General features: G+C 67.4%; 21 protein-coding genes. 7 read left to right on the top strand and 14 right to left on the bottom strand.

The window, feature by feature from the left end; genetic code table 11:
* Positions 1-378: 378 nt before the first annotated feature.
* Positions 379-1,272 carry a hypothetical protein gene (locus GX414_05860; protein ID NLI46617.1) on the top strand — a complete coding sequence of 298 codons (894 nt, stop codon included), beginning with the start codon at positions 379-381 and terminating at the stop codon, positions 1,270-1,272.
* A 360-nt stretch (positions 1,273-1,632) separates the two neighbouring features.
* Here GX414_05860 and GX414_05855 read toward each other — a convergent pair whose 3' ends face one another.
* Genes GX414_05855 through nadB form a run of 7 tightly spaced genes read right to left on the bottom strand, consistent with a single transcriptional unit; the run spans position 1,633 to position 9,596 of the window.
* Complete coding sequence (locus GX414_05855; protein NLI46616.1) at positions 1,633-2,169, bottom strand: shikimate kinase; 537 nt, start codon at positions 2,167-2,169, stop codon at positions 1,633-1,635.
* Between the two features lie 41 nt (positions 2,170-2,210).
* A complete protein-coding gene (locus GX414_05850; GenBank protein ID NLI46615.1) occupies positions 2,211-3,176 on the bottom strand; it encodes a VWA domain-containing protein in 966 nt (321 codons plus the stop codon).
* Entirely contained in the window at positions 3,157-4,602 is a 1,446-nt protein-coding gene (gene mpl, locus GX414_05845) for a UDP-N-acetylmuramate:L-alanyl-gamma-D-glutamyl-meso-diaminopimelate ligase (GenBank protein ID NLI46614.1), read from the bottom strand. Before mpl ends, GX414_05850 begins: the two co-directional genes overlap by 20 nt.
* Positions 4,590-5,525, bottom strand: coding sequence for an LD-carboxypeptidase (locus GX414_05840; GenBank protein NLI46613.1), 936 nt, complete (start codon positions 5,523-5,525; stop codon positions 4,590-4,592). The genes mpl and GX414_05840 overlap by 13 nt, the downstream gene beginning before the upstream one ends.
* Entirely contained in the window at positions 5,522-7,144 is a 1,623-nt protein-coding gene (locus tag GX414_05835; GenBank protein NLI46612.1) for a glycosyltransferase family 39 protein, read from the bottom strand. The genes GX414_05840 and GX414_05835 overlap by 4 nt, the downstream gene beginning before the upstream one ends.
* Positions 7,141-7,995, bottom strand: a complete 855-nt coding sequence (gene nadC / locus GX414_05830; GenBank protein NLI46611.1) for a carboxylating nicotinate-nucleotide diphosphorylase — start codon at positions 7,993-7,995, stop codon at positions 7,141-7,143. Before nadC ends, GX414_05835 begins: the two co-directional genes overlap by 4 nt.
* Positions 7,996-8,006: 11 nt before the next feature.
* On the bottom strand, positions 8,007-9,596 hold the full coding sequence (gene nadB, locus GX414_05825; protein NLI46610.1) for an L-aspartate oxidase: 1,590 nt from the start codon (positions 9,594-9,596) through the stop codon (positions 8,007-8,009).
* Positions 9,597-9,731: 135 nt separating this feature from the next.
* Between nadB and GX414_05820 the strand changes: the two genes are divergently transcribed.
* Positions 9,732-11,261, top strand: a complete 1,530-nt coding sequence (locus GX414_05820; GenBank protein ID NLI46609.1) for an HD domain-containing protein — start codon at positions 9,732-9,734, stop codon at positions 11,259-11,261.
* A 512-nt stretch (positions 11,262-11,773) separates the two neighbouring features.
* Here the strand turns inward: GX414_05820 and GX414_05815 are convergent.
* From GX414_05815 to GX414_05790, 6 genes are all read right to left on the bottom strand, one after another.
* A complete protein-coding gene (locus GX414_05815; protein ID NLI46608.1) occupies positions 11,774-12,574 on the bottom strand; it encodes an SAM-dependent chlorinase/fluorinase in 801 nt (266 codons plus the stop codon).
* Positions 12,575-12,711: 137 nt separating this feature from the next.
* Positions 12,712-13,152 carry a hypothetical protein gene (locus GX414_05810; GenBank protein ID NLI46607.1) on the bottom strand — a complete coding sequence of 147 codons (441 nt, stop codon included), beginning with the start codon at positions 13,150-13,152 and terminating at the stop codon, positions 12,712-12,714.
* A 54-nt stretch (positions 13,153-13,206) separates the two neighbouring features.
* Complete coding sequence (locus tag GX414_05805) at positions 13,207-14,970, bottom strand: SpoIIE family protein phosphatase (GenBank protein NLI46606.1); 1,764 nt, start codon at positions 14,968-14,970, stop codon at positions 13,207-13,209.
* Positions 14,971-15,077: 107 nt separating this feature from the next.
* Positions 15,078-17,702 carry an ATP-dependent chaperone ClpB gene (gene clpB / locus GX414_05800; protein NLI46605.1) on the bottom strand — a complete coding sequence of 875 codons (2,625 nt, stop codon included), beginning with the start codon at positions 17,700-17,702 and terminating at the stop codon, positions 15,078-15,080.
* Positions 17,689-18,306 (bottom strand): nucleotide exchange factor GrpE, encoded by a 618-nt coding sequence (locus tag GX414_05795; GenBank protein NLI46604.1) that lies wholly within the window; start codon positions 18,304-18,306, stop codon positions 17,689-17,691. The genes clpB and GX414_05795 overlap by 14 nt, the downstream gene beginning before the upstream one ends.
* 77 nt (positions 18,307-18,383) lie before the next feature.
* Entirely contained in the window at positions 18,384-18,830 is a 447-nt protein-coding gene (locus GX414_05790) for an Hsp20/alpha crystallin family protein (GenBank protein ID NLI46603.1), read from the bottom strand.
* Between the two features lie 372 nt (positions 18,831-19,202).
* Between GX414_05790 and GX414_05785 the strand changes: the two genes are divergently transcribed.
* Positions 19,203-19,544, top strand: coding sequence for a hypothetical protein (locus tag GX414_05785; GenBank protein NLI46602.1), 342 nt, complete (start codon positions 19,203-19,205; stop codon positions 19,542-19,544).
* 20 nt (positions 19,545-19,564) lie between these two features.
* Here GX414_05785 and GX414_05780 read toward each other — a convergent pair whose 3' ends face one another.
* Positions 19,565-20,902: a methylenetetrahydrofolate--tRNA-(uracil(54)-C(5))-methyltransferase (FADH(2)-oxidizing) TrmFO gene (locus tag GX414_05780; GenBank protein ID NLI46601.1), complete on the bottom strand. Its 1,338-nt coding sequence runs from the start codon at positions 20,900-20,902 to the stop codon at positions 19,565-19,567.
* Between the two features lie 192 nt (positions 20,903-21,094).
* Between GX414_05780 and GX414_05775 the strand changes: the two genes are divergently transcribed.
* From GX414_05775 to GX414_05760, 4 genes are all read left to right on the top strand, one after another.
* Complete coding sequence (locus GX414_05775; protein ID NLI46600.1) at positions 21,095-22,303, top strand: efflux RND transporter periplasmic adaptor subunit; 1,209 nt, start codon at positions 21,095-21,097, stop codon at positions 22,301-22,303.
* Positions 22,304-22,337: 34 nt separating this feature from the next.
* Positions 22,338-23,588 (top strand): ABC transporter permease, encoded by a 1,251-nt coding sequence (locus tag GX414_05770; GenBank protein NLI46599.1) that lies wholly within the window; start codon positions 22,338-22,340, stop codon positions 23,586-23,588.
* A complete protein-coding gene (locus tag GX414_05765; protein ID NLI46598.1) occupies positions 23,588-24,268 on the top strand; it encodes an ABC transporter ATP-binding protein in 681 nt (226 codons plus the stop codon). The genes GX414_05770 and GX414_05765 overlap by 1 nt, the downstream gene beginning before the upstream one ends.
* A 58-nt stretch (positions 24,269-24,326) precedes the next feature.
* Positions 24,327-24,510: DUF4339 domain-containing protein (locus GX414_05760; protein ID NLI46597.1), on the top strand; the 184-nt coding region annotated here is incomplete at its 3' end.

Raw genomic sequence — 24,510 nt, 5'->3', positions numbered from 1 at the left:
CGAACCGCGGCACTCGGGTGTTGCATCGGACAGTGGTGGCATTGTACCCCACGCGCCGGACGGTGTCAACGAGCCGCTCGGCTAACGCCCGTGTTTGCAGCTAGTTGATTTTATCTCAATCCGGGGTTCGCGGCTCGGCGTTCGTTCCCGATTCCACTGTTTGTGCTCGTGATCGGGCGGTTGAAGGTTCACGAGTTCTCAGACTGTTGATAGTTGATGGTGGATTGTATCCCGAGATCCGAACCCCGAACCGCAAAACCCGAACCCCGATGTTCGTAGCCCGCCTGGCGGGATTGGGCCGGGGCGGCGCCTGCGGGGTTTACATTCTCGTCGGTTGCCGATATACTCAACCCAGAACAACCAGCCCGGAGGTGCGCCATGGCCGTGGTCCAGTACCTGGCCGGACTCAGGAAGGAAGACCTGCCTCCGCCCCGTTGCGTCCACTTCGACAACCTGCAGGACAAAATCCGCCGCAACATCTATCTGGAACTCCCCATGACCGACGGCGGCCTGTGCCTGCTCTCGCCCGCGCTCCAGCCGGCGGACAACAACTGCGAGGCGCGGATCCAGAAGCTCATCGAGGACAATTCCGGCATCCTGCTCTACCTTCGGGAGCGCCTCGTCGAAAACCTGATCCTTGACTCCGCGGTGTTGGAGCGCTCGTCCTACTTCCTCAGTCAAAACAACGGGCTGCTGCTGGCGCGGCTCAAGTATTTCAACGAGCTGGAAAAGGTGATGGAGCTCAAGCTCTACACCGCCTCCCTGAAGGACATCAACCTGCACTATTCGGACAAGATTTACATCGGCCGCTGCTTCATGAGCCTGGAGCGGCGGGAGCTGCCGTATAAGGGACTGAACCTCTATGTCCTGTCTCTCATGGACCAGTACGAGGTGCTCAAGACCAAATCGGTGGGTCGTCTGGACCACCCGGAAAAGTACGAGAAGACTTACTTCCAGGAAATCCCGGAGCTCATCCAGGAGGTGGTGTCCGAGGTGATCCGCGCCATTGACACCATCCCCACCAAGTTTCGGCCGACGAGATGGGACGTGGCCGAAATGATCCGCGTCAAGGCGGCCTACCGGAGCATTCTCCACCTGCTGCTGGAGCTGGCCGAGGAGGTGGTGGAGTTCGAGTCGGTCCTCAATTTCAACGACGAGGACAAGTTCGCGCGCTACGTCACCAAGTTCAAGAAGGACCTGAAGAACATCATCTTCTTCATTAATTTCAATATCCTCAGCGAGCTGACCCACCGAATCAACGTGGGCAAATGACGGTCGGGGGGAGTTGAGAGCTGGGAGTTGAGAGTTGAGAGTACATGCTCGTAATTCGTGATCGTAATCGAACCGTTTGGAGGTTTGAACGTTCGCAGGTTCACCGGTTCAAAAGTTCACCGGTTCCAAACAGTCGAAGAGTGATGGGTGATCATTGCTGGCTGCTCCGCCCTCCACCTCCCGGTCCCCAGCTCTCCATTCACCAATTCACCGACTCACCGATTCACCCGCTAAAATGACCAATGAACGATGTCAAACATGTCCGTTTTGGACAGTGTGCTTTCGCGGTGGTGCATGTCCCCGTCGGCTCACCATCAACCATCAACTGATATTCAGGCGGGACGCCTGAACCAGGGGGAACTACGCGTCCGGCTCCAGCAGCCCTTTCCACGAGAGGATCTCCTCGATTTCGGCGGCCACCGCGGCGATGGTGCGGCCGCCGGTGTCCACCCGGAACAACGCCTGCCGGTAGTGGGGAAGCCGCGCCGCGTGGAGGGCGCGGAACTCCGCTTCGCTCCGCGCCAGCGGCCGCGGGGCATGATGGCTGACGCAGCGGCGCACCAGTTCGTCCAGCGGGCAATCCAGCCAGACGGCCACGCCGGACCCCTGCACCAGCGCCGCCGCCTCGGCCTGGGTGAACGTCCCCCCGCCCAGCGCCACCACCCGGCCGCCCCGGCCGGCAACGTCGCGGAGCTGCTGCAGCTCCAGCAGGCGGAAGTGCGGTTCGCCGTGGCGGCGGAAGATCTCCACCACCGGCAGCCCGGCGGCGGCCTCCACCAGGTGGTCCAGGTCCATCGCCTCAGCGGCGATCCGCCGCGCCAGCTCCACGGCCACGCAGGTCTTGCCGGCGCCCATGAATCCCACCAGGTAGATGTTGCGCGTGGTTGGCAGCCGCACGGCTTCGCCCTCCCTCATGTGCTCCGCCGCGGGTGCCGCCGCTAGCGGGCCTCGTAACCGGGTCGGTGGCTGACCCGCACTCCGACCCGGTCCACCCGGACGACGATCTTGCGGTACTGGCCGTCGCGCATGATATTGTGCGGCATGTACGACAGGTAATACTGCTGGCGCAGTTCACGGACCAGCCGGCTGTACACCTCCTCGATGGTGCCGGCGCCGCGCGGGTCGATGACGCGGCCGCCCGTCTCGTAGGCGAGCTTCCGGAGCTGGGAGTCCGCGGCGTACATGATCTGCATGATCTGAGTCTCGTCGTACTTGAGCCCGTACTCGCGCTTGTAGTACTCAGCGTAGTCGCGGATGCCCGCGGTCTTGGAGACGATGTACACCTGCGTGTCGGATACGGTGGCCTTGCGCAGGATGTCGTCGAACCCCTCCAGGCTCGCCGTGTCCCACCCGTCGGTGACCGACACGATCACCTTCTTGCCCCGCACGGCCGGCAGCAGCTCGGTATAGGTCACGTAGAGCGCGTCGTACCAGACGGTGCTCCCCTTGGGCACCACCCGCTCCAGCGCCCGGTCCAGCCGCACCAGGTCGTTGGACCAGTCGAGGATCAGGCGGGCCTCGTTGTTGAAGGTGACGATGGCCACGCGGTCTTCCGGCTGCAGCGCCCCGACAAAGGTCCGCACGGCCTTCTTGATGGCGCCCAGCTCCATGAAGGTGCTGTGGCTGATGTCCATGAGAAAGACGACGTTGAGGGGCACCTCCTCCCGGGCGCAGTTGATGATCTCCTGCTCGACGCCGTCCTCGAACAGGTGGAAGTCCTTGCGCGCCAGGTCGGTCACCGGTTCGCCCGCCTGGCTGGACACGGTCACCGGGACGAAGATCTGCTGGACCTCGGTCCGGATGACCGGCTGGTCCTGCGCCGCCGGCCCGACGGGCCGTGACGCGACGAGCAGAGCCAGGGCGAGCGCCAGGCGCAGGGCGCAGTTACGGTTGAGTGGAAGCATCGCCTTCTCTCCCGCTGGATTCGAGGATGCGGCGGTGAATGTCATCGAACCCGCCATTGGACATGATGATGGCCACATCGCCGGGTTTCAGCCAGCGGCGAAGGAACGGCACGATCTGGGCCACGGTGGGCAGGAAGTGGGCATCCTGCCCGGCGGCGCGCATGTCGGCCACCGCCCGGACCGGATCGAAGCGGTCTTCCGCAGGGAGCGCCTCCTTGCGGAAGACGTCGGCGAGAATCACCACATCGGCCTCGGCGAAGCAGCGGGCCATTGCCGCCTGGTGGACGCGCTTGCGGCAGGTCCAGGAGCGCGGCTCGAACACCACCGCGATCCGCCGGTCGGGAAACCGCAGCCGCGCTCCCGCCAGCGTCGCTGCGATCGCCGTGGGGTGGTGGGCAAAATCGTCGTAGAGCAGCGCGCCGCCGACTTCGCCGCGCAGGGTCATGCGGCGCTCCACGCCGCGGAACGACGCCAGCGCGCCGGCTACGCGTTCCGGCGGCGCGCCGGCGTGGTGGAGCACCGCCCAGACGGCCAGGGCGTTCAGGACGTTGTACCGCCCGGGGACGGTCAGTGCCGCCTCGCCGAGCGCCGCGCCACGGTGGCGGACGGCGAACCGCGTCCGTCCGTCTTCGGCCCGGACCGACTCGGCCTGCCAGTCGGCCCCGCCGCCGAAACCGAACGAGACCGTCGGGCACGGCGCGTGCGCCGCCACCTCGGCGGCGCGCGGGCAGTCGGCGTGGTACACCACCAGGCCGTTGGACGGCACCGTGTTCACGAGGCGGCGGAACTGGAGCACGATGGACGCGAGGTCGGGGTAGATGTCGGCGTGGTCGTACTCGATGCCGGTGATCACCAGGACCGTCGGACGGTAGTGGAAAAACTTGGGCGCCTTGTCGAAATAGGCGGTGTCGTACTCATCCCCCTCGATGACGAAGTGGGGGCCGCGGCCCAGGGCGGCGCTCCGTCCGAAGTCCAGCGGAATCCCGCCGACCAGGAAGGAGGGGTCGAATCCCAGTTGCGTCAGCGCCCAGGCGGCCATGGCCGAGGTGGTGGTCTTGCCGTGGGTTCCGGTGACCACCACCGGCGTCTTGCCCGGCAGGAGCAGCAGCTTGACCACCTCGGGCATGGACAGGTACGGCAGCCCGGCGGCCAGCGCATGTTCCAGCTCCGGGTTGCCGCGGGCGATGGCGTTGCCCACCACCACCAGATCGGGCGGCGGGTTCAGGTTGGCCGGCGCGTAGCCGGAGCGCACCGGGATCCCCTCGGCCGCCAGGAAGTCGCTCATGGGCGGATAGACGTCCGCGTCGGAACCCGTCACCGTGTAGCCGGATGACCGGAGCAGCACCGCCAGCGATGCCATCGCCGTCCCGCAGACGCCCAGCAGGTGGATCCGCTGCACCGTCCGGCCCATGATCATCGTGGACATAGCCAGTCATCCTCGAGGCAAAGTCGTCTCGCGACCGGATCCAGACGGTAGCCGGCCCCCAGCGCCAGCACCAGGCTGGGTCGCTCGCAGTGGCCCGACGGCAGGCCGAAGAGCACCGGGCAACCGATGTCGCCGAGCGCGTGGCACAGCGCCTCCTGGATCGTGTAACCCTGCTCCGGGTGTTGTGTGCAACCCGTCATCTCGCCGAAAACCACCCCGGCCGCCTCCTCGAACTTCCCGGCCGCGCGGAGCTGGCCCAGCAGCCGATCGAGCTGGTAGGGCTTGATCTGGGTGTCCTCCAGGAAGAGGATCCGGCCGCGGGTGTCCCACTCGTCGGGCGTCCCCAGGGTGGCCGCCAACACCGACAGGCAGCCGCCCGTCAGCGGCGCCGTCACGGCGGGCCCCGTCCGGAGCACCGTCAACGGTTCGACCGACACGGTATCGCGCGGCGGCGCGCCGGCCAGCAGTCCGGTCAGGTACGCGACGTCGGCGCCCGCCGGATCGCGGCCCAGGTCGCCGGCCACCATCGGTCCGTGATAGACCACCCAGCCCCAGCGCTGCAGCAGGTGGATCAGCAGCGCCGTGGCGTCGGAGCAGCCCACCACCGCCTTGGGCCGCGCGGGCGGCCGGGGCAGAGCCCGGTCCAGAGCGGGCAGCAGCCGGGCGCAGCCGTACCCGCCGCGGGCGCACCAGACGGCATCGGCGTCGGGGTCGCCGAGCGCGGCCACGAGCTCGGCGGCCCGTTCGTCGTCGGGGCCGGCGGTGTAGAAATGCGCCGTCGTGCCGCGGCCGGACCAGACCGGCTGCCAGCCCTGGGCCGCCAGCCAGGCCAGCCCCCGCTCCATGTACGGCAATTTGACCGGCGAAGCCGGCACCACGACGCGAATGCGGCTGCCGGCGGCGAGCGGCGGCGGGTAGATCATGGCGTACGCTCCAGTTTCACCAGCACCGAGCGGCCGGCTTCGGCCACGACCGTGTGCCGCCAGCCGGGCACCTGGTCGAGATCGCCCACGGCCTTCTCCTCGGTCAGCAGGTAGGCCGCTCGGCGGCGCGACCCCAGCAGGGTGGCCAGCTCGGCCGGTTTCTCGACATTCGGCGTGCAGGTGTAGTCGGTGTAATACTCGTGGCTGTGATGAAAATGCCGGTAGATGATCAGCGGGTTGTCCGATCCGGTCCACGGCATGGCCAGTCGGCAGATGCGGCGTCCTGAGAAAAACGGTTCCACCGTCGGCAGCAGGAAGGGGGCGCCTCCGGCCACCACCAGGAACACGCCGAACGCCAGCGACAGGATGGCCCGGTCCGGCCGGCCGCGGCGGATGAGCCAGATGAAGCCCAGCAGGCCCGGCAGCGCCAGAGCGACGGCCAGCAGCCCGAGTTCCACCCGGTGGAAGCGGATGTGGAAGAAGAGCGGACCCCCCACCGCCAGCACCGCCGTCACCGCCGCCGCGCCCCACGCGAACGGCCGCCAGTCGCGGCCCGGGGCGAAGGCCTCCTCCATGCTCCAGCCGATGAGCACCGCCAGCGCCGGGAACAGCGGCAGGATGTAACCGGGAAGCTTGGCTGAAGACAGCGAGAAGAACACCAGCGGCAGCGCCAGCCAGGCGAGGAAGAACAGCAGGCCGTCGGCCCGCAGGTCCTGCCGCCAGCGCCGCCAGAGCGGCCGGCGGTCCCGCCACAGGAGCAGGAAGAACGTCCAGGGAAGGAGGCCGATCAGAATCACCGGCAGGTAGAAGTAGAACGGCCGGGTGTGGTGATGGATCGAAGTGAAGAAGCGACCCAGGTGGTGGTTGACGAAGAACACCAGGATGAAGAAGAAGCCCTCCCGCCGGTACACGAGGATGTACCAGGGCGCCGCCACCGCCAGCAGCACCAATGCGCCCACGGCCAGCCGCGGCAGCGTCAATCGCTCCACCCGGCCGGTGACCATGAGGTACGGATAGACGGCCAGCACCGGCAGCACCAGGCCCAACGGCCCCTTGGCCAGGACGGCCAGACCGAAGACGGCGCCGGCGGCCCACAGCAGCGTGGGCGGGGGCGCCGGCTCGACGGTCAGATACCGCCAGAGCAGCAGCAGGCCCACGGACACGCACGCGGTGAACGGCATGTCCGTGGTGCCCCCGCCGGCGAAGCCGAGGAACAGTACGCTGGTGCCGAGTGCCAGCGCTGCGTTGAAGGCCATCCGCTCGCCGAACGTCCGCTTCAGCACCAGGTACAGCGTGGCGATGGTGCCGAGCGCCAGCAGAACCGACGGCAGCCGCGCGGCGAACTCGTTCACCCCGAACACGCGGTATGAGACCATGGCCATCCAATAGAGCAGCGGCGGTTTCTCCAGCCACGCGGAACCCTTCAGGGTAGGGAGCACCCAGTCGCCGCGGTGCATCATTTCCTCGGCGATGCGGGCGTAGCGCGGCTCGTCGGGACCGACGAAGCCGTACCAGCCGATGAACGAGAGGTAGAAGACCGCCAGCGCCAGCATCAGCGCGGCAAAGCGCCTGTTCTCGCCCAGGCCCTCCCAGAATGCCCAGCCGCGGCCTGCCGTCACCGCGCCTCCTCGGCCATGAAGTCGAGTCCGATGTCCAGCCAGCGTGCCCGAGTGATCACGGCGGAGGTGGAGATATAGTCCACGCCGGCCGCGGCGATGCCCGGCAGCGCCTCGAGCGTCACCCGGCCCGAAGCCTCCAGCCGCGCCCGGCCGGCGACGCGCGCGGCGGCCTGCCGCATGGTGTCCGGGTCCATGTTGTCGAGCATGATGATGTCGGCTCCGGCGGCCAGGGCCGCGTCGACCTGGGCCAGCGACTCCGCCTCGACCTCGATCCGGACGGTGACCGGCGCGTGTTCGCGGGCGGCGCGCACCGCCGCGCCGATGTCGCCGACGGCGGCGATGTGATTATCCTTGATCATGACGCCGTCGTAGAGCCCCAGCCGGTGGTTGTGGCCGCCCCCGGCGCGGACCGCATACTTCTCGAAGAACCGGAAGCCGGGGGTGGTCTTGCGGGTGTCCAGCAGCCGGACCGGCGTGCCGGCCAGGGCGTCGGCGTACTGCCGGGTCAGGGTGGCGATTCCCGACAGCCGCTGGACAAGGTTGAGCGCGGTGCGTTCGCCCCGCAGCAGCGCACCGGCAGCCGCCTCCACCTCGGCCAGCACCGTCCCGGCGGCCATGGCGGCGCCCTCGGCGACCTCGCGCCGGACGATGTGCACCGCCGGGTCGAGGAGCCGAACAACCGCGACGGCGAAGTCCAGGCCGGCTAGGACGCCGGCTTCGCGGGCGCGGAACACGGCCCGGGCGCGTCGCGCGTCGAGGCCGGCGAAGCTGTCGGTGGTCAGGTCGCCCGATCCGATGTCCTCGCGCAGGAAGGCACGGAGGCGGCGGCGCACGAAGTCGTCGACGATCATGGCACGGCCTCCTACTCCGACCAGGATGCGGCGGGGAGCCCGCCCGAGCCGCGGCGGATGTTCACATGGCGGTTGCCGTAGCCGCCGCGCTCGGGGAAATCCTCGCGGTAGTGCCCGCCGCGGCTGCCCCGCCGCTCCAGCGCCGCCCGGGCGATGCACAACCCGCTCACGAGCATGCCGTCGAAGGCGTGCTCGGCCAGGGTGCGGGCCGGCGCCAGTTCGGCGCGCCAGCGCGCCAGTTGCGTCATGGCCGCCTGGAGGGACTCGCCGGTCCGGACGATACCCACCCGCTCCCACATCAGCGACCGGAACTCCGCCCGGCGCGCCTCGAGCTCGGGAGTGAATGAGCCGGGGATCACCTTCGGCGCCGGCCAGCGCGCGTCCGCCGGCGCCGGGCCCATGGTCAGGTCGGCCCAGTGGTCGCGGATGTACGTCCCGGTGCGCCGGCCGAACACCAGTCCCTCCAGCAGCGAATTGCTGGCCAGACGGTTGGCGCCGTGGACGCCGGTGCAGGCCGCCTCGCCGCAGGCGTACAGGCGGCGGAGGCTGGTCCGCCCGTCCGGGTCGGTCTTGATCCCGCCCATGATGAAGTGGGCCGCCGGCGCCACTGGAATGGGCTGCCGCGACATGTCGATCCCCAGCGCCAGGCAACGTTGGAACAGGTTCGGGAACCGCTCCCGGAGGAACTCGGCCTTGAAATGGGTCATGTCCAGCAGCACGTGGTCGGAGCCGGTGTTCCGCAGTTCCCGCCAGATGGCCCGGCTGACCACGTCGCGCGGCGCCAGCTCGGCCATCGGGTGGTAGCGGGGCATGAACCGCTCCCGCGCCTCGTTGCGCAGCAACCCGCCCTCGCCGCGCAGCGCCTCGCTGAGCAGGAACTCGGGCACCCCCGGCAGGCGCAGGCTGGTGGGGTGGAACTGGACGAACTCCATGTCCTCAAGGAGCGCGCCGGCGCGGTAGGCCATGGCAAATCCGTCGCCCGTGGCGGTAGCGGCATTGGTGCTGTATCGGTACAGCCGGCCGGCCCCGCCCGTGGCGATGACGGTCACTGCGGCCCGCACCTGCAGGGGCCGGCCGGAGGCCAGGTCGAGGCAGACGGCGCCCCAGCAGCCGCCGTCGCGGATCAGCAGGTCGAGGGCGGCGGTCCGCTCCCGCAGCGTCACCTTGGGCAGGGCGGCCACGCGGCGGACCAGCGTGGCCTGGATCTCGGCGCCGGTGGCGTCGCCGTGGGCGTGGAGCACGCGGCGGACGCGGTGGGCACCCTCGCGGGTGAAGCTCAGCCGCCCGCCCACGGTGTCGAACCGGGCGCCCCAGCCGATGAGCTCGCGGACGCAGCGGGGCCCCTGCGCGACCATGTACGCCAGCGCCTCCTCGCGGCAGAGGTAGTCGCCGGCGCTCATGGAGTCGCTGAAATGGTTGAACGGCGAGTCCTCCTCCTGGATGGCCGCAGCGATGCCGCCCTGGGCCAGTTCGGTGTTGCCGGCGGACACTTCCGCCTTAGTGACCACCAGCACGCGGCGGCGGCTGGCCAGGCGGATGGCAGCGCTGAGTCCGGCGATGCCGGAGCCGAGGACGAGGACGTCGGTGGTGACGGTTTCCATGGCGGTGATGCCTCTCTAAATCAGGCATTTTCGCACAGGACAGCGGCCTTTTGCAAACCCATCCAACATCCTGTTGACAAAAGAAACCGCCCCTCCGTACACTAGCGATATCCCGAATGAGCCGCCGGAGAGCCCATGGTCGCCGAACCGAAACGCATCCTGCCGCGGGAAGGGGTCGAAGGAGCCCGCCAAACCAGCGCTCCGCTGGCCGTCGCCGTGCTCCTCACGCTGGCCTGCCTGTCGGCGATCATGTTCGCCTACGTCTTTCCGCGGCTCCTCCAGCACGGCGGCACCACCGTGTTCTACCTTGCCATGGGTGTCCTGCTCATCCTGGTGGTGACCTACCTGGCCGGCTACTTCATCACCATGAAGCAGCCGCACCGGATCAGCGACCCGAAGGTGGCGGTGGCCCGACCGCTGGCTGTGTTCATCCGCGTGTACATCATCGTGTCGCTGCTGCCGCTGGTGTGCATCGCCATGCTGCTGATGATGTACATCATCCCGGAGCTGCTGGCCAAGGGCGACCCCACCCTCCTTTATTCCATCATCGGCGTCATCTGCGCGTCGTTTGTGCTCTCCCTGCTCGGCTACTTCCAGACCCGCCGGCGGATGCTGGCCACGCTGGGCGCCATGGACCGCTCGCGCGCCAACCTGGAGCAGCTGGTGGCCATATCGGGCGCCGTGTCGCAGTCGCCGCACCCGCAGGAGGTCTACAACCAGCTGGTCCTGGGCGCCATGCAGCTCTGCCGCGTGTCCGGCGCGTACCTGTTCATGCCCGCCGAAGGGGAGTGGCGGCTGACCGCCGAGGTGGGCCACACCATCGAAGAGTCGGGCAAGGAACGGCTGGAGTTCTACCGGGCCGTGGTTCGCCACGCCGCCGAGGCGCGCGAGGCGCTGCTGTTCGACGGCGAGCCACTGCGCGGGGGGCCGTTCGCCTACGCGCCGGGCCGGATCCAGGTGGCGGTCACCCCACTGGTGCTCGGCGAGGAGATCAAGGGCGCGCTGGTGCTGGCGCACAAGTTGCAGGACGCCGGCGCGTTCGAGCGCGCCGAGCTGAGTCTCCTGCAGGCCCTTGCCGGCCACGCCGCCGTCAGCATCCACAACGCCCAGTTCCGGGAGGTCCAGCTCAACTACTTCACCCACACCATCGAGCTGCTGGTCCAGGCCCTGGAGGGCACCACCGTGGCGCGCGGCCACCTGCGCAACGTCGCCCGCTACGCCGGCATGATCGCCCGGCGCCTGAATATCGACGAGGCCGATCGCAAGCGGCTCTACTTCGCCGCTCTGCTCCACGACATCGGCATGGTCAAGGTGCCCGCCGACCAGAAGCACGATCCGGAGAACCACCGCCAGCATCCACTCCTGGGCGCCGAGCTGGTCAGCCGCATCACCCTGTGGCAGGACCTGGTGCCCCTCATCCGGTCCCACCATGAGAACATCGACGGCAGCGGGTATCCCGCCGGGCTGGCCGGCGAGGCGATTCCGTTGGGCGCCCGGATCATCGCCATCGCCGAATCGTTCGACGCCATGACGAATCCCCACAGCTACCAGATCGGCCGCCCGACGGACGCAGCCATCGAGGAGCTGAGGCGCAATGCCGGCCGGCGCTACGACCCGAAACTGGTGGAGATTTTCGAGAGCGAGTTCCGCGCCCAGGCGGAGTAAAGAGATCGGAGACAGGAGATCGGGAATAGGAGTTCCGAGTTAGTCGGACTCGGTATTCGGAATCGTCATCGTAATTCGTAATCGTAATCGAGGCTCGAGACTCGAGGCTAGAGGCTCGTTCCCGATTGTCGGACAGCGGAATTCGGACTTCGGATATCGGACCTGGGACCTGGGTTCTGGTTCTCACGACCCAGAACCCAGCCCTCAAACCCCAGCCCTCAAACCCCAGGCCCAAAAACCCAGGTCCCAGACCCCAGGTCCCAGGTCCCAAGTCCCAGACCCCATCAACAGCAAGAACAAACTCGGTTCCAAATAGCCGATAGAATATAAGCAATCAGCAATAACCAATAATCCGAAATGGCCAATGACAGATCACCAATGAAAAATAAACCCTTCGTGCCCTTTGTGACTTCGTGGTGAGCAGGCCGAGGCGAGGCACGATTACGAATTACGAGCGCGGATACCCTTTCATCGATTGACCGATCGACCGAGCCCCCTCAGGCGGCGGGCAATCACCGTTGGAGCAAGGCGATTTCACTCCCCGCCTTCAACCCGAGCTCCATCGCCGCCGAGCCGTTGTTGATGGCGATCTCGTAATAGCCCGAGGAGCCCAGCATCAGAAAGGGCTCCTTGTCGGCCGACTCGGCAAAATAGCGGCGGGTCTTGACAATCTCCCCATGCAGATGGCGCACCTTGGCCACCGCCGGGTACCCCTGCTCGTCCAGCGGGATGTGCTCCGGAGTGAAGTTGGTGATGAGGTTGCCGAAGGTGTCCACGTAGAGGATGGATCCCTTCCAGGCTTTCGGCCGGACTTCCTGGGGCTTAGGGATGTCTAGCACCAGGGGGTCGGTGACGGGCTCGCCGAACTGGGCGGACTCCACGCCCTTGCTCAGCCAGCCGGCCACGGGCGCGAACACGTCCCGGCCGTGGAAGGTGCTGCTTAACGTCTTCTGGAAGAAGTGCTCCTCGGTGAGGCTGAAGATGCCGTACACCTCCTCGCGGGTGAGGATGTAGCTCAGCACGCCGTTGTCGGGCGCCAAGAAGAAGTGATTCTCGATGGAAACCAGCAGGGCGCGCCGCTGGCTGCCCACCTTCGGATCCACTACCACGACGTGGATGGTGCGGTCCGGGAAGAAGCGGAACGAGCAGCTCAGCACGAAGGCGGCCTCCAGGATGTCGCCCGGCGTGATGGAGTGGGTGACGTCCACCACGTTGACCTCGGGGTTGATCCGGAGGATGGTTCCCTTCATCGCCCCTGCAAACGGGCCAGCGAGACCGAAATCGGTGATCAGTGACACGCACCGACGCGCCATGGCCGCCTCCTGTGGATATTGCTTGTCCTCATGATCGTGTCAGGCGGAGTCGATTGCGCAGCCCGCTATCCGGCGGCCGCCCGGGCCGCCGGAAACGCGGCGGCGGTTCGAAGCGCGCGGGACCGGTCACCCCGCGCTCAGTTCCAGTCCTCGTAATCGTAATCGTCGGTATCGTAATCGATGTAGTCGTCGTCCCACTCGCCCGGCTTTTCAGGTTCTCCCTCTTCCTCCCACTCACCGTCCTCGTCCTCGTCCTCGTCCTCCTCCTCGTCGCCGTCTTCGTCATCCTCCCAGTCCTCATATTCCTCGTCGTCCCAATCCTCGTCCTCGCCGTCCTCCTCGTCGTCCTCGTCGTCTTCCCCTCCCTCTTCGTCGTCCTCTTCCTCCCACACCTCGTCATCGGCGTCTTCGCCGTCACCCTCTTCGTCCTCGTCCCAGTCCTCGATCTCGTCGTTGTCGTCGTCGAGATCGTCCGGCAGCTCGTCGTCGTCGAAGTCGTCGTCCTTCTTCTTCTTGGCCAAGAGCACGGCCGGCAACCAGGCGGCGTCGGAATGAAGAGAGTCTTCAAAAATCTTCATGGCACACCTTCCGGCTATACTTGGAAGCAATTTTTCGCCAAGAGCCAATAATTGTCAACTGCATTTTTTCCCGGGGAGAAACCGGATCAAGATGCCCGTCAAATCGTCCCGCTGGGGCTTGACGCCCTGGAATTTTTCAACGGTCTGGATGAGCCGTTGGCAGATCTCGTCCGGAGTGTTGTCGCGCTCCTGCACCAGGAACTTGACCACGCGGTCCCGGCCGAAAAACTCATCGGCTTCGTTACCCGCCTCGGTGAGTCCGTCGGTGTACAGCAGGAGCAGGTCCCCGTCACCGAGCTCCACCTCCGTGACCTGGAAGACACCCTCGGGCAGAATGCCGAGGATGGGCCCGCCCTCGGCGAGTAGATCTGAGCTTCCGTCCTCCCGCACGCGGATGGCCTCGTTGTGTCCGGCGTTGCAATACCAGGCGCGCCCGCTCGCCGCGTCCAGCGCCAGCGCGAACAGCGTCACAAAGATCTGCCCGTCGCACTGCGTGTGGATCCGCCGGTTCAGGTCGCCCAGCAGCTCGCTCAGGTCCAGTTCCTGCTCGCACAGCGAGTTGAGATAGGCGTGGAGCGAGGCGGTGAGCAGCGCCGCTCCCATCCCTTTGCCCATCACATCGGCGATGATGAACAGGTAGCGTCCGTCCGGGAGGACGAACACGTGGTAATAATCGCCGCCCAGCTGGAGACAGGAGCGGTAGAAGACCGCGCCGTCCAGATCCGAAACCTGGGGGAACCTGTCGGGGATCAGGAATTTCTGCACGTCGGCGGCGTACTCCAACTCCTTCTCCATCGCCTTCTTCAGGAGGAGCTCCTGAATGTAAAGGTAATTCTCGATCTTCATCGTCACCAGGTTGGCAATGGCGGTGAGGAGCTGGAGGTTGTCCTTGTTGAAATCCTTCTCGATCGAGGGGCTGTCGAGGTAAATCAGGCCGTACGTCTTCTCGCCGTTCCAGAGCGGGACGCACATGATCGACTTGATCCCCTGGACGATGATGCTGCGCGCCTCCTCGAGCTGGGGGTCGCTCTCCACGTTCGTGGTGAGGACGGCGGACTTCTTCTCGATCACCAGACGCTGGACGGTCCGGCTGAACTGGATGATGTCGGCGGCGGCGGGCGTATCCGCCACCCGTCCGCCGGTCCAGTACGACTTGACCTGAAGCTCTCCGCCCTCGATCATCATCAGGCAGCCCCGGCGGGCGGGCACCACCGAGACGATGAGCTGGAGGCAGTCGTGGAAGAGGCGGCTCAGGTCCCGCTGGTCCAGCAGGGAGGAGGCGATTTCCTGGAGTACGCCGAAGCGCTTCACCTCGGCCGCCAACGTGTCCACCATCGGGCTCGCCGCCGGCGCGGCGGGAGCGGCTTCCGCCCTGGCAGTCGCCGGCCTCGGCGGCGCCGCCGGACCGGCTGCCGCCTGGGCGGCCGCGTCGCGGGTCTTCCATTGGTCCTTGAAATCCTTGATGGAAATGATGCAGGTCATCCCGGGCAGAGGGAAGGTTTCCTGCGGGTCCTCCGTGACGTGGCGCCGAAAGACGAGGCGGGTGTTGCCCAGCCGGATCGTGTCGCCGTCCTCCAGCGGGTGGCGGAAGCCCACCTGCTTCTCGTTGACGAACGTGCCGTTGCGGCTGCCCGTGTCCTCCACCCAGACCTTGCCGCCGGAGGCGAAGATGCGGGCGTGGCACTTGGAGATCCCGCGGTCCTCGCCGATGGCCACCTCGTTGGAGGCGCCGCGGCCGATCCGGACCTGGGTCATCTGCGCGTCCAGCGTAAAGTTGCGCTGCTGCTGGTTGTATTCAAGCCAGAAGGTGGTGCTCATGGGGGTGACCTGGGCGTATTATCGTTGGCGGTTTCCGGAGTGTCAACGAAAAACCGGCGGCCGCAAGGCCGCCGGTGTGCCCATCAGACGCAGTCCGTGCGAAACGCTCAGTTCACCGGCCCGTCGGCCGTGTCGGTGCGAAAGTCGAGCACGTCGCCGGTGACCCCCACCACCGTGCGGCTGCCCGGGACGATCTCGCCCTTGAGGATCCGCCGGGCCAGCACGCTCTCCAGGTGGCGCTGAAGGAACCGCTTGAGCGGACGGGCGCCGAAAACCGGGTCGTAGGCCTGGCGGGCGATGAGCGTGCGGGCCTCGGGGCTGAGGCTGAGCTCGATCTCCTGGTCGTGGAGGCGCCGGCGGAGCTGCTCAAACTGCAGGTCGACGATGCGCGCCAGCTCCTCCGGTGTCAGGGGCTTGAACAGCACGATCTCATCCACCCGGTTCAGGAACTCCGGCTTGAAGGAGAGCCGCAGTTCGTCCATGACGCGCGTGCGCACAGCCGCGGGGATGGCGCCGGTGCGGTCGATGCCGTCCATGAGGAGCTGGCTGCCCACGTTGGAGGTCATGATCACCACGGTGTTTTTGAAGTCCACCACGCGGCCCTTGTTGTCGGTGAGGCGCCCATCGTCGAGGATCTGCAGCAAAGCGTTGAAGATGTCCGGGTGGGCCTTCTCGATCTCGTCGAACAGGATGACCGCGTACGGCCGGCGGCGGACCGCTTCGGTGAGCTGGCCGCCCTCGTCGTAGCCCACATAGCCAGGCGGCGCCCCGATGAGGCGGGCAACGCTGTGCTTCTCCATGTACTCGGACATGTCGATGCGGACCATGTTTTCCTCGGTATCGAACAGCGCCTCGGCCAGCGTGCGCGCCAGCTCGGTCTTGCCCACGCCCGTGGGCCCGAGGAAGATGAAGGAGCCGATGGGGCGCTTCGGATCCTTGAGGCCGGTGCGGGCGCGTAGCACGGCCTCGGCCACAGCGTCGACGGCCTCGTCCTGGCCGATGACGCGCCGGTGGAGGATCTCGTCCAGGTGGAGCAGCTTCTCGCGCTCCCCCTCCATGAGGCGGGTGACGGGGATGCCGGTCCAGCGAGCGACGATCGCGGCGATCTCTTCGTCAGTGACCTCCTCCTTGAGCAGGCGGCGCGCGCCGGCATCCCTGCCGAGGCGCGCCTCGGCCTCCGCGAGCTGCCCCTCCATGTCGCGGAGGCGGCCGTACTTGAGCTCGGCGGCGCGGTTCAGGTCGTAGGCCCGCTCGGCCGCCTCGATGTCGCGCCGGACCCCCTCGATCTCCTCGCGCAGTTTGCGCAGATGCTGGATCTCATCTTTTTCCTGCTGGAGCTGGACCCGCATCGCTTGGGCGCGCTCCCGGAGCTCGGCCAGTTCGCCCTGCAGGTCCTGCAACCGGTTCAGCGACGCCGGGTCCTTCTCCTTCTTGAGCGCTTCCTGCTCGATCTCGAGCTGCATGACCCGCCGGGTGATCTCGTCAAGGTCGGCGGGCAGGCTGTCGATCTCGGTCCGGATCATCGCCGCGGCCTCGTCCATCAGGTCGATGGCCTTGTCGGGCAGGAACCGGTCCGCAATGTAGCGGTGGCTCAGGACGGCCGCGGTCACGAGCGCCCGGTCGGTGATGCGCACGCCGTGGTGGATTTCGAACCGCTCCTTCAAGCCCCGCAGGATGGAGACGGTGTCCTCCACCGACGGCGGTTCCACCAGCACCGGCTGGAACCGGCGCTCCAGCGCCGGGTCCTTCTCGATGTGCTTGCGGTACTCGTCGATGGTGGTGGCACCGATGCAGTGCAGTGCCCCGCGCGCCAGCATCGGCTTGAGCAGGTTGCCGGCGTCCATGGAGCCTTCGGCCCGGCCGGCGCCCACGATATTGTGGATCTCGTCGATGAACAGGATGATGCGGCCGTCCGACTTTTCGATTTCCTTGAGCACGGCCTTGAGGCGCTCCTCGAACTCGCCGCGGAACTTGGTGCCGGCGACCAGCGCGCCCAGGTCCAGCGCCACGACGGTGCGGTCAAGGAGCCCTTCTGGCACATCCCGCTTGAAGATGCGCTGGGCCAGCCCCTCGACGATGGCGGTCTTGCCCACGCCGGGCTCACCGATGAGCACCGGATTGTTCTTCGTCCGCCGGGACAGGATGCGGATAACCCGGCGGATCTCGTTGTCGCGGCCGATGACCGGGTCCAGCTTGCCCCGCGCCGCCTCGCGGACCAGGTCGCGGCCATACCGCTCCAGCGCCGCGTACGTCCCCTCCGGGTCCTCGGAGTCGACGCGCTGGTTGCCCCGCACGTCCTGCAGCACGCGGTCGAAGCGCTCCCGGTCGACGCCGTAGGCCCGGAACAGCCGGGCGGCGGGCTGATCCGCCCCATCGGCGATCATGGCCGCCAGCAGGTGCTCCACGCTCAGAAAGGCGTCCTTGAGCCGAGCGGCTTCCTCCTGCGCCTGAATCAGGATGCGGTTCAGGCGGCCCGAGATGTAGAGGCCGTCGGCCGCGCCGTCGCCGGACAGCCGGGGCAGCTTATCCAGCTCCTGCTCCAGCCGGCCGGTGAATTCGGCCACGGGCACGTCGAGGCGCGCCAGCAGCCGCGGCGCCAGGCCGTCGGCCTGCTGCAGCAGGGCCAGCAGCACGTGCTCCACGTCCACCTGGGCGTGGTTGCGTCGTTGGGCCAGGCCCTGCGCGGCGGAAAGCGCCTCGCGCACCTTGAGGGTCATCTTATTCGGATCCAAGGTCCTCCTCCTCGCCGGCCGGCGTCCCGGCCGCCCGGGTCGCCTGCGCCACGCCGACCAGCGCCGGCCGGAGCAGCTTGCCGCAAAATAGGTACCCCTCCTTGTACACCCGATCCACCGTGTCCACCGAGACCGCCGGATCCGGGCGGGCGTCCAGCACGTCGTGGACGCGGGGATCGAACGGCTGGCCGAGCGCGGCGACCCGCTCCACCTGGTGGCGGATCAATAGCCCTTCCAACTGCTGGCGGATCGCCCGGATGCCGGCGACAAATTCATTGTCATCGCCCGTCCAGTGTTCCAAGGCGCGGGTAAAGTTGTCCTGCACCTCGAGCAGGTCCAGGAGTAGTGCCTTCTTTTGCTCCCGCGCCGCCTCCTCGTTGGCTGCGGCGGTGCGCCGGCGGAAGTTGTCGAAGTCGGCCACCGCGCGCAACGTGCGCTCCTCGGATGCGGCCAGCGCCTCCCGCAGCCGGGTGACAACATCTGCTTCCGCCGGAGCGACGCTCTCAGCCAGCCGATCTTCCGGCGGTGGCGCGGCAATATCCAGGGGTTGGCCAGCCTCGGCGTCGACGCCTTCGGCTTCCGGTTCGATGGGAACATCCGTCATGATTGTCGCCTTGTTGCACTCGTTTCAAGAGATAAAAAAAGGGGGGGCATCGCCCCCCTGCTGGCGGCTGATTTCGCTCAGCCGACGTTGATGGCGATCTGTTTCGGCTTCGCCTCTTCCCGCTTGGGCAGGACCAGCTCCAGCACGCCGTCGGTGTACTTGGCCTTCATTTTCTCGCCGTCGGCCGCCCGCGGCAGGGTGAAGCTGCGGGTGAAGCGGCCATAGCAGCACTCGACCCGATGATAGTTATTCTGCTTCTCGTCCTGGTCGAACTTGCGCTCGCCGTTCACGGTGACAGTGTTGTTCTCCAGCGTGATCTGGATGTCTTCCCGTTTCATCCCAGGCAGGTCGAAGCGAATAACGAGTTCGTTCTCGCGCTCGTTGACGTCCATGCGGGGGTACCAAGCCGCCAGCGCCTCGCTTTCCTCGTCGTAGCGCCGCGGCATGTCGAAGAACCGGGAAATCATCCGGTCAAACTCGCGGGACAGCTGGTTGTACGGATCGTACTTGCGAATTCCAACCATGGTGATTACCTCCTTCTCAAATATTCAACTTGATAATGGCAACCATCATGCCAAAATCCAATTAATTCTTAAATTATTGAAATTAAAAAGGATAAATCTATATACCGCAGAAGAAAGTGGTGAATATTTCCCCACTCTTTGGATCCTTTCCCCATTCGTAGCCTGGATGCTCAACCGGCGAGAATCGATCCTGAACAGGCGCGTGTAGCCCGGGCCCATCCATCCGTCCAGCGCGTGGGAAGGGCGGGACATTGAAGCTGCCAAAAAAATATTCCTTTAAAAATCAACATGATTCACCCGTTTCTCGGCTTCAGGGCCGAACACTTCGGTTTCCGTCCGTTTGTATGGATATAGACGCTTGGGGAGGTGGTCATGGACAAGAAGCTGGAACAGGAAATGCGGAAGATCGAAGACCAGATGTGGCGGGAGTTCCGGGCGGTGCTGCAGCTGCCCGATGCCGTTCCCCTCGAGGTACGGCTGCGGTTGCTGCGCGAGACCTACGAGGATGAGGTGCGCGACGGGCACAGCGCTGAGTTCCACCGCCTCTTCCCCGACGCCGTGAACGTGATCATCCCGTGCAGTCGCCGCTGCCCGGAATGCCGCATCCTGCCATGGTGTGAGTACGCCCGCGAGCAGTTCTCCCCGGACGACATCCTGTGGATGCAGGCCACGGGCAACTATCCGCCGGGCGGTCACCCGGAGTCGGTGCACTGATTCGGCCCGAACCGGACCCGTCAGGCGGGCCGCACGCCATCCCGGGCGGCGAAGTCCCGCAGCGCCTGCAGCGATTCCCGCACCCGCCAGGCGTGGCGCGCCGCCTTACCGTGAAGCCGTCGCTCCAACTCGGGCGGCGGCGGCGGCAGAAGCGCGAAGGTGATATTGAGCGGCTGGTATCCGCGCGGATCCGCCGCGCCGAGGGCGTGCTGCAGGCTGCCCAGCGCGGTGTCCCGGGGAAACCGCACGGGCGGAAGGCCCCGCAGCCGGCGGTCCGCCTGCAGCCCGGCCATCAGCCCGGTGGCGACGGCCTCGATGTACCCCTCCAACCCGCACAACTGCCCGGCCGCGAACACTCCGGGATGGTCGCGGAACTCCTGCTCCGGGTTGAGCACGGCCGGCGCGTTCAGGTACGTGTTGCGGTGGATCTGCCCGAACCGGATGAACTCGGCGCGCGCCAGGCCAGGAATGAGCCGGAAAACCCGCTGCTGCTCACCCTGCCTCAGCCGCGTCTGAAAACCCACCAGGTTGAACGCATCGCCCAGCACATCCTCCCGGCGGAGCTGGAGTGCGGCGTATGGCACGGTGCCGGTGCGCGGGTCCACCAGGCCCACCGGTTTCATGGGACCGAAGCGGAGCGTGTCGTCCCCGCGCCGGACGATCTCCTCGATGGGAAGGCACCCTTCGAAATAGGCATCCGCCTCGAAGTCGTGCCGCGGGTACGTGTCGGCTGCGCGGAGCGCCTCGATGAACGCCTGATACTCCTTGCGGTTCAGGGGACAGTTCAGATAGTCGTCGCCTCCCTTGCCGTAGCGCGAAGCGGCGAAGGCCACGGCGCGGTCCACTGAAGCTCCGGCCACGATGGGGCTGATGGCGTCGTAGAAAAAAAGGTGCTCGGCGCCGGCGAGCCCGCGCAGCGCCTCGGCCAGTGCCGGTGACGTGAGCGGCCCCGTGGCCACGATGACCGGACGCGCCGCCGGCAGCGTCCGCGCTTCCGCGGAGACCACTGCGATGCCGGCCTCACTGCGGACCGCCGCCTCCACGCTCTCGGCGAACCGCTGCCGGTCCACCGCCAGCGCCTGCCCGGCGGGGACTCGGCAACCGTCAGCCACCCTGAGCAGGAGGCTGCCCAGGTGGCGCAACTCCTCCTTCAGCAAATACGGCGCGCTGGCGGGAGCCTCCGACTTGAGGGAATTGGAACAGACCAGTTCGGCGAAGCGGCCGGTTCGGTGGGCGGGCGTCATTACGGCGGGTCGCATCTCCCAAAGCGCCACCCGCCAGCCCCTGCGGGCGAGCTGCCACGCGGCCTCGCTTCCCGCCAGACCTGCCCCGAGAACAGTCACGTCGGTTCCGGTCATTCTCCGCCACCTCCCGACCGGCATCCCGAACCGCGGGGTTCCCCGCACTGTCCGGCAATCCATGATACACCATCGCACCAGCCACCATCTGAATCGGTATCGCCCGGTGCGGAATATTCGCTTCCCCCGCGTCCCGCTTTGTGCTGAAATGGGTCGATCCCCGAAGACGGAGGCCTGTGGATGACCCGGCGGATGCGACACACCTTGTGGATCAGCGGCGCGCTCCTCGTGGCGGCGGCGGGCTGGCTGGGCTTCAGCCGGCTGCGCGTCCGCGAGGTCGAAACCGTCCGGCCGGCGGAGCGGGAGGTGGTGGAGCTGGTCATTGCCAGCGGCACCCTCCGGGCCAAGCGGCAGAGCCCCATCGGCAGCGAGGTGACAGGCGTCATCGAATCGGTGTTCGTGGAAGACGGTGACCGCGTCGCCGCCGGCGCCTCCCTCGTCCAGCTCCGGCGGGACGACGCGCGCCAGCGCCTGGAGCAGAGCCGCCAGGCCGCCCAGACCGCTGCGGCCGAGCTGGCCCTTGTCCGCCGCGGCACCACGCCCGAGGAGCTGGCCCGCGCCGATGCGGAACTGGACCGGGCGACCGCCGCCCGGCTCCAGGCCGAGCGGGACTTCGCGCGCAGGCGCGCCCTTTTCGACGACCAGGTGGTCGCCCAAGCCGACCTGGACCTGGCCGCCTCCACGCGGGACCAGGCCGCCGCCGCCGAGGCAGCCGCGCGCGAGACGCTGGCCGACCTGCGCGCCCGGCCGCGCCCCGAAGACCTGCAGGTGGCCGAAGCGCGCCTGCGCGAAGCGGAGACGGCGGTGCTGGTGGCCAAGCAGGATCTGGAGCGCCGGACGATCCGCGCGCCGCTGCCCGGGCTGGTTATCCGCCGGAGCGCCGAACCCGGCCAGAGTGTCACCCCCGGCAACGCTCTCCTGGAACTGGCCGATCTGCGGGTGACAGAAATTTACGTCGAAACCGACGAGAACAATCTGGACCGTCTGCGAACCGGCCAGCGGGCGACGGTGCTGGCGCCGGCGTTCCGCGACCAGCCGTTTGCCGCGACGCTGGCTCAGATCGGACCGGAAGTGGACAGCAGCCGCGGCGTGGTGGGGCTCCGTTTCACTCCCGACCGGCTCCCCGACTTCGTCCGCCCCGACATGACCGTGGACGTCAGCGTCGAGGTGGCCCGGCTGCCGCGGGCGCTCAGCCTCCCCGCCACCGCGCTCCTGCAGCGCGACGGCCGCTGGCACGTGCTGGTCGTGACGGGTGATACGGTGCGCGAACAGCCCGTCCGCGTTCTGGCCCGCGGCACGGAGTGGATCGCTGTGACGGGCGTGCCGTCCGACGCCGCGGTGCTGGTCCGTGGCACCGAGGCCGCAGCCGGAGACACGGTCCGGCCGGTTGCGCGACCCTGAGCGTCCGCCGCCCGGACAACGAGGAGACCGATCCATGTTCGACCGTTTCGCCTGGTCCGTGGCGCTGCGGAACCTGCGCTACAACCTGGGCAAGACCCTGCTCATGATGGGGGTCGTGGCGGTCTCCGTCACCCTGATCATCTTCCTCGGCGCCCTCATCGGCGGGCTGCAGCGGCGGCTCATCGCCAGCGTCACCGGCGCCATCCCCCACGTCGTCATGCGCCAGCCCGAGCGGGTGCCGCTGTCGGTGGCCGACACGGCGGCGCCGGACGGGCCGCTTTACGCCGGCGAGCGGATCCGGCTGGAGCGGCAGAAGCGCAAGATCGAGGACTGGCCCTTCTGGCTGGCCCGGCTGCAGCGCTTCGACCCGGACGTGGCGGCGGTGTCGCCGGTGGTGGAGGGGCAAGGGTTCATGTCGCGCGGTGCCCGCCGGCAGGGAGTGGCGGTGGTGGGCGTGATCCCGGAGCGCCACAACGAGGTGGTGGATATCCAGTCGAAACTGGTGACGGGCCGGTTCTTCGGGCTCAACGCCGGCGAGGTCGCCCTCGGCTATAAGCTGGCTGACGAGTTCTCGCTCCGCCTCGGGGACAAGGTCCGCCTGGTGAGCATCGAGGGGAACGCCGGCACCTACACCGTCGCCGGCATCTTCGACAGCGGCTTCGCCGCCGTCGACGGCGGCACCCTCTACCTGACGCTGCGCGACGGCCAGACCCTCTTCGGCGTGGGCACCGCCGTCACCAGCATCGGCTTGAAGCTCGGCGACATCTTCGGCGCCGACGCCATGGCGCGGCGCCTGGCACTGCAGGTCCCCTACGAGACGCGCTCCTGGATGGAGGACAACCAGTCGCTCCTGTCCGGACTGCGCGCCCAGAGCCAGTCATCGAACCTCATCGTGGGCTTCACCATCCTGGGCGCCGGCTTCGGCATCGCCAGCATGCTCATCATGTCGGTGATGAGCCAGCTCCGGGAGATCGGCATCCTCAAGGCCATGGGCGCCAACCGCCGCCAGATCACCGCCGTGTTCACCGTGGAGGGCGTGCTGCTGTCGCTCTTCGGCGGCGCCGCCGGGGCTGTCCAGGGGTCCGCCTTGTGCCTGTGGCTGGCCGGCTTCCGCACCACCGCCAGCGCCACCGGTCGGCTGGTGGAAACCTTCCCGATTGACCTCGGCCCCGCCCTGATCCTGGGGAGCATCGCCATCGCCGTGGGCATCGGTTTTCTCGCCTCACTCTACCCGGCCTGGCGGGCGGCGCGGGTCAATCCCATCGACGTGATCCGGGGGGCGTGATGGACGTGTGCCCCGTCGTGGAGCTCCGCGGAGTGAACAAAGTGTACGGCGACGGCGTGCCCACGCCGGTGCTCTTCGACATCGACCTGGCGGTGGCGAAAGGCGAGTTCGTGTCCATCACCGGCGCCTCCGGATCCGGCAAGACCACCCTGCTGAACCTGATGGGCCTCCTCGATGCACCCACATCGGGTCGGATCCTGCTCAACGGCGAGGATACCGCCCGGCTCGACGAGGACGCGCGCGCCCGGCTGCGGCTTCAGTACCTCGGCTTCATTTTCCAGTTCCACTACCTGCTCCCCCAGTTCTCGGTGCTGGAAAATGTTCTGATTCCCCGCCGGATCATGGGCCGGCAGGCCGAGCGCGAGCGGCGGGCGCGGGCGGTGGAGCTGCTCCACCGCGTGGGCCTGGGCAACCGCCTGCACTACCGGCCGGGCCAGATCTCCGGCGGACAGCAGCAGCGGGTGGCGGTGGTGCGGGCCTTCATCAACGAGCCCGCGCTGGTCCTGGCCGACGAACCCACCGGCAACCTCGACAGCGCCAACAGCCGCGCGGTGTTCGCGCTGATGCGCGAGATCTCCCGGAACCTGGGCACCGCCTTCATCCTGGTGAGCCACGACGAGCAGCTCGCCCGCCAGGCCGACCGGATCGTCCCCCTCGTCGACGGCCGGATCGTCCACTGAGCGATTGCATCCGCGCGGGCACCCACCTATAATCACGCAAAGCTTCCGTGGAGCAGGCGTGGCACGCTATTTCATCCATGACGGCACAGCCCCCGCCGGTCCGTTCGGCGAGGCCGAACTGGCCGAGCAGGCGGCGGCGGGCCGGCTGCGGCCCGACACGCCGTGCCGCCGCGCCGACACCACCTACTGGCGACCCGCCGCCGATGCCCTGCCGGAGCTATGGTCCGGGGACACCCCGCCCA

It is taken from the genome of Acidobacteriota bacterium (genome assembly GCA_012517875.1).
Taxonomy (GTDB): domain Bacteria; phylum Acidobacteriota; class JAAYUB01; order JAAYUB01; family JAAYUB01; genus JAAYUB01.
Note: the sequence above shows the minus strand (reverse complement) of the source record. Positions and strands in the feature narration are given on the sequence as shown.

What these genes read in the sequence shown, in the direction of transcription:
- GX414_05860 (NLI46617.1), top strand. Translation starts at nt 379, where the DNA reads ATGGCCGTGGTCCAGTACCTGGCCGGACTCAGGAAGGAAGACCTGCCT.
- GX414_05850 (NLI46615.1), bottom strand. Translation starts at nt 3,176, where the DNA reads ATGCTTCCACTCAACCGTAACTGCGCCCTGCGCCTGGCGCTCGCCCTG.
- mpl (NLI46614.1), bottom strand. Translation starts at nt 4,602, where the DNA reads ATGTCCACGATGATCATGGGCCGGACGGTGCAGCGGATCCACCTGCTG.
- GX414_05840 (NLI46613.1), bottom strand. Translation starts at nt 5,525, where the DNA reads ATGATCTACCCGCCGCCGCTCGCCGCCGGCAGCCGCATTCGCGTCGTG.
- nadC (NLI46611.1), bottom strand. Translation starts at nt 7,995, where the DNA reads ATGATCGTCGACGACTTCGTGCGCCGCCGCCTCCGTGCCTTCCTGCGC.
- nadB (NLI46610.1), bottom strand. Translation starts at nt 9,596, where the DNA reads ATGGAAACCGTCACCACCGACGTCCTCGTCCTCGGCTCCGGCATCGCC.
- GX414_05820 (NLI46609.1), top strand. Translation starts at nt 9,732, where the DNA reads ATGGTCGCCGAACCGAAACGCATCCTGCCGCGGGAAGGGGTCGAAGGA.
- GX414_05815 (NLI46608.1), bottom strand. Translation starts at nt 12,574, where the DNA reads ATGGCGCGTCGGTGCGTGTCACTGATCACCGATTTCGGTCTCGCTGGC.
- GX414_05810 (NLI46607.1), bottom strand. Translation starts at nt 13,152, where the DNA reads ATGAAGATTTTTGAAGACTCTCTTCATTCCGACGCCGCCTGGTTGCCG.
- GX414_05805 (NLI46606.1), bottom strand. Translation starts at nt 14,970, where the DNA reads ATGAGCACCACCTTCTGGCTTGAATACAACCAGCAGCAGCGCAACTTT.
- GX414_05795 (NLI46604.1), bottom strand. Translation starts at nt 18,306, where the DNA reads ATGACGGATGTTCCCATCGAACCGGAAGCCGAAGGCGTCGACGCCGAG.
- GX414_05790 (NLI46603.1), bottom strand. Translation starts at nt 18,830, where the DNA reads ATGGTTGGAATTCGCAAGTACGATCCGTACAACCAGCTGTCCCGCGAG.
- GX414_05785 (NLI46602.1), top strand. Translation starts at nt 19,203, where the DNA reads ATGGACAAGAAGCTGGAACAGGAAATGCGGAAGATCGAAGACCAGATG.
- GX414_05780 (NLI46601.1), bottom strand. Translation starts at nt 20,902, where the DNA reads ATGACCGGAACCGACGTGACTGTTCTCGGGGCAGGTCTGGCGGGAAGC.
- GX414_05775 (NLI46600.1), top strand. Translation starts at nt 21,095, where the DNA reads ATGCGACACACCTTGTGGATCAGCGGCGCGCTCCTCGTGGCGGCGGCG.
- GX414_05770 (NLI46599.1), top strand. Translation starts at nt 22,338, where the DNA reads ATGTTCGACCGTTTCGCCTGGTCCGTGGCGCTGCGGAACCTGCGCTAC.
- GX414_05765 (NLI46598.1), top strand. Translation starts at nt 23,588, where the DNA reads ATGGACGTGTGCCCCGTCGTGGAGCTCCGCGGAGTGAACAAAGTGTAC.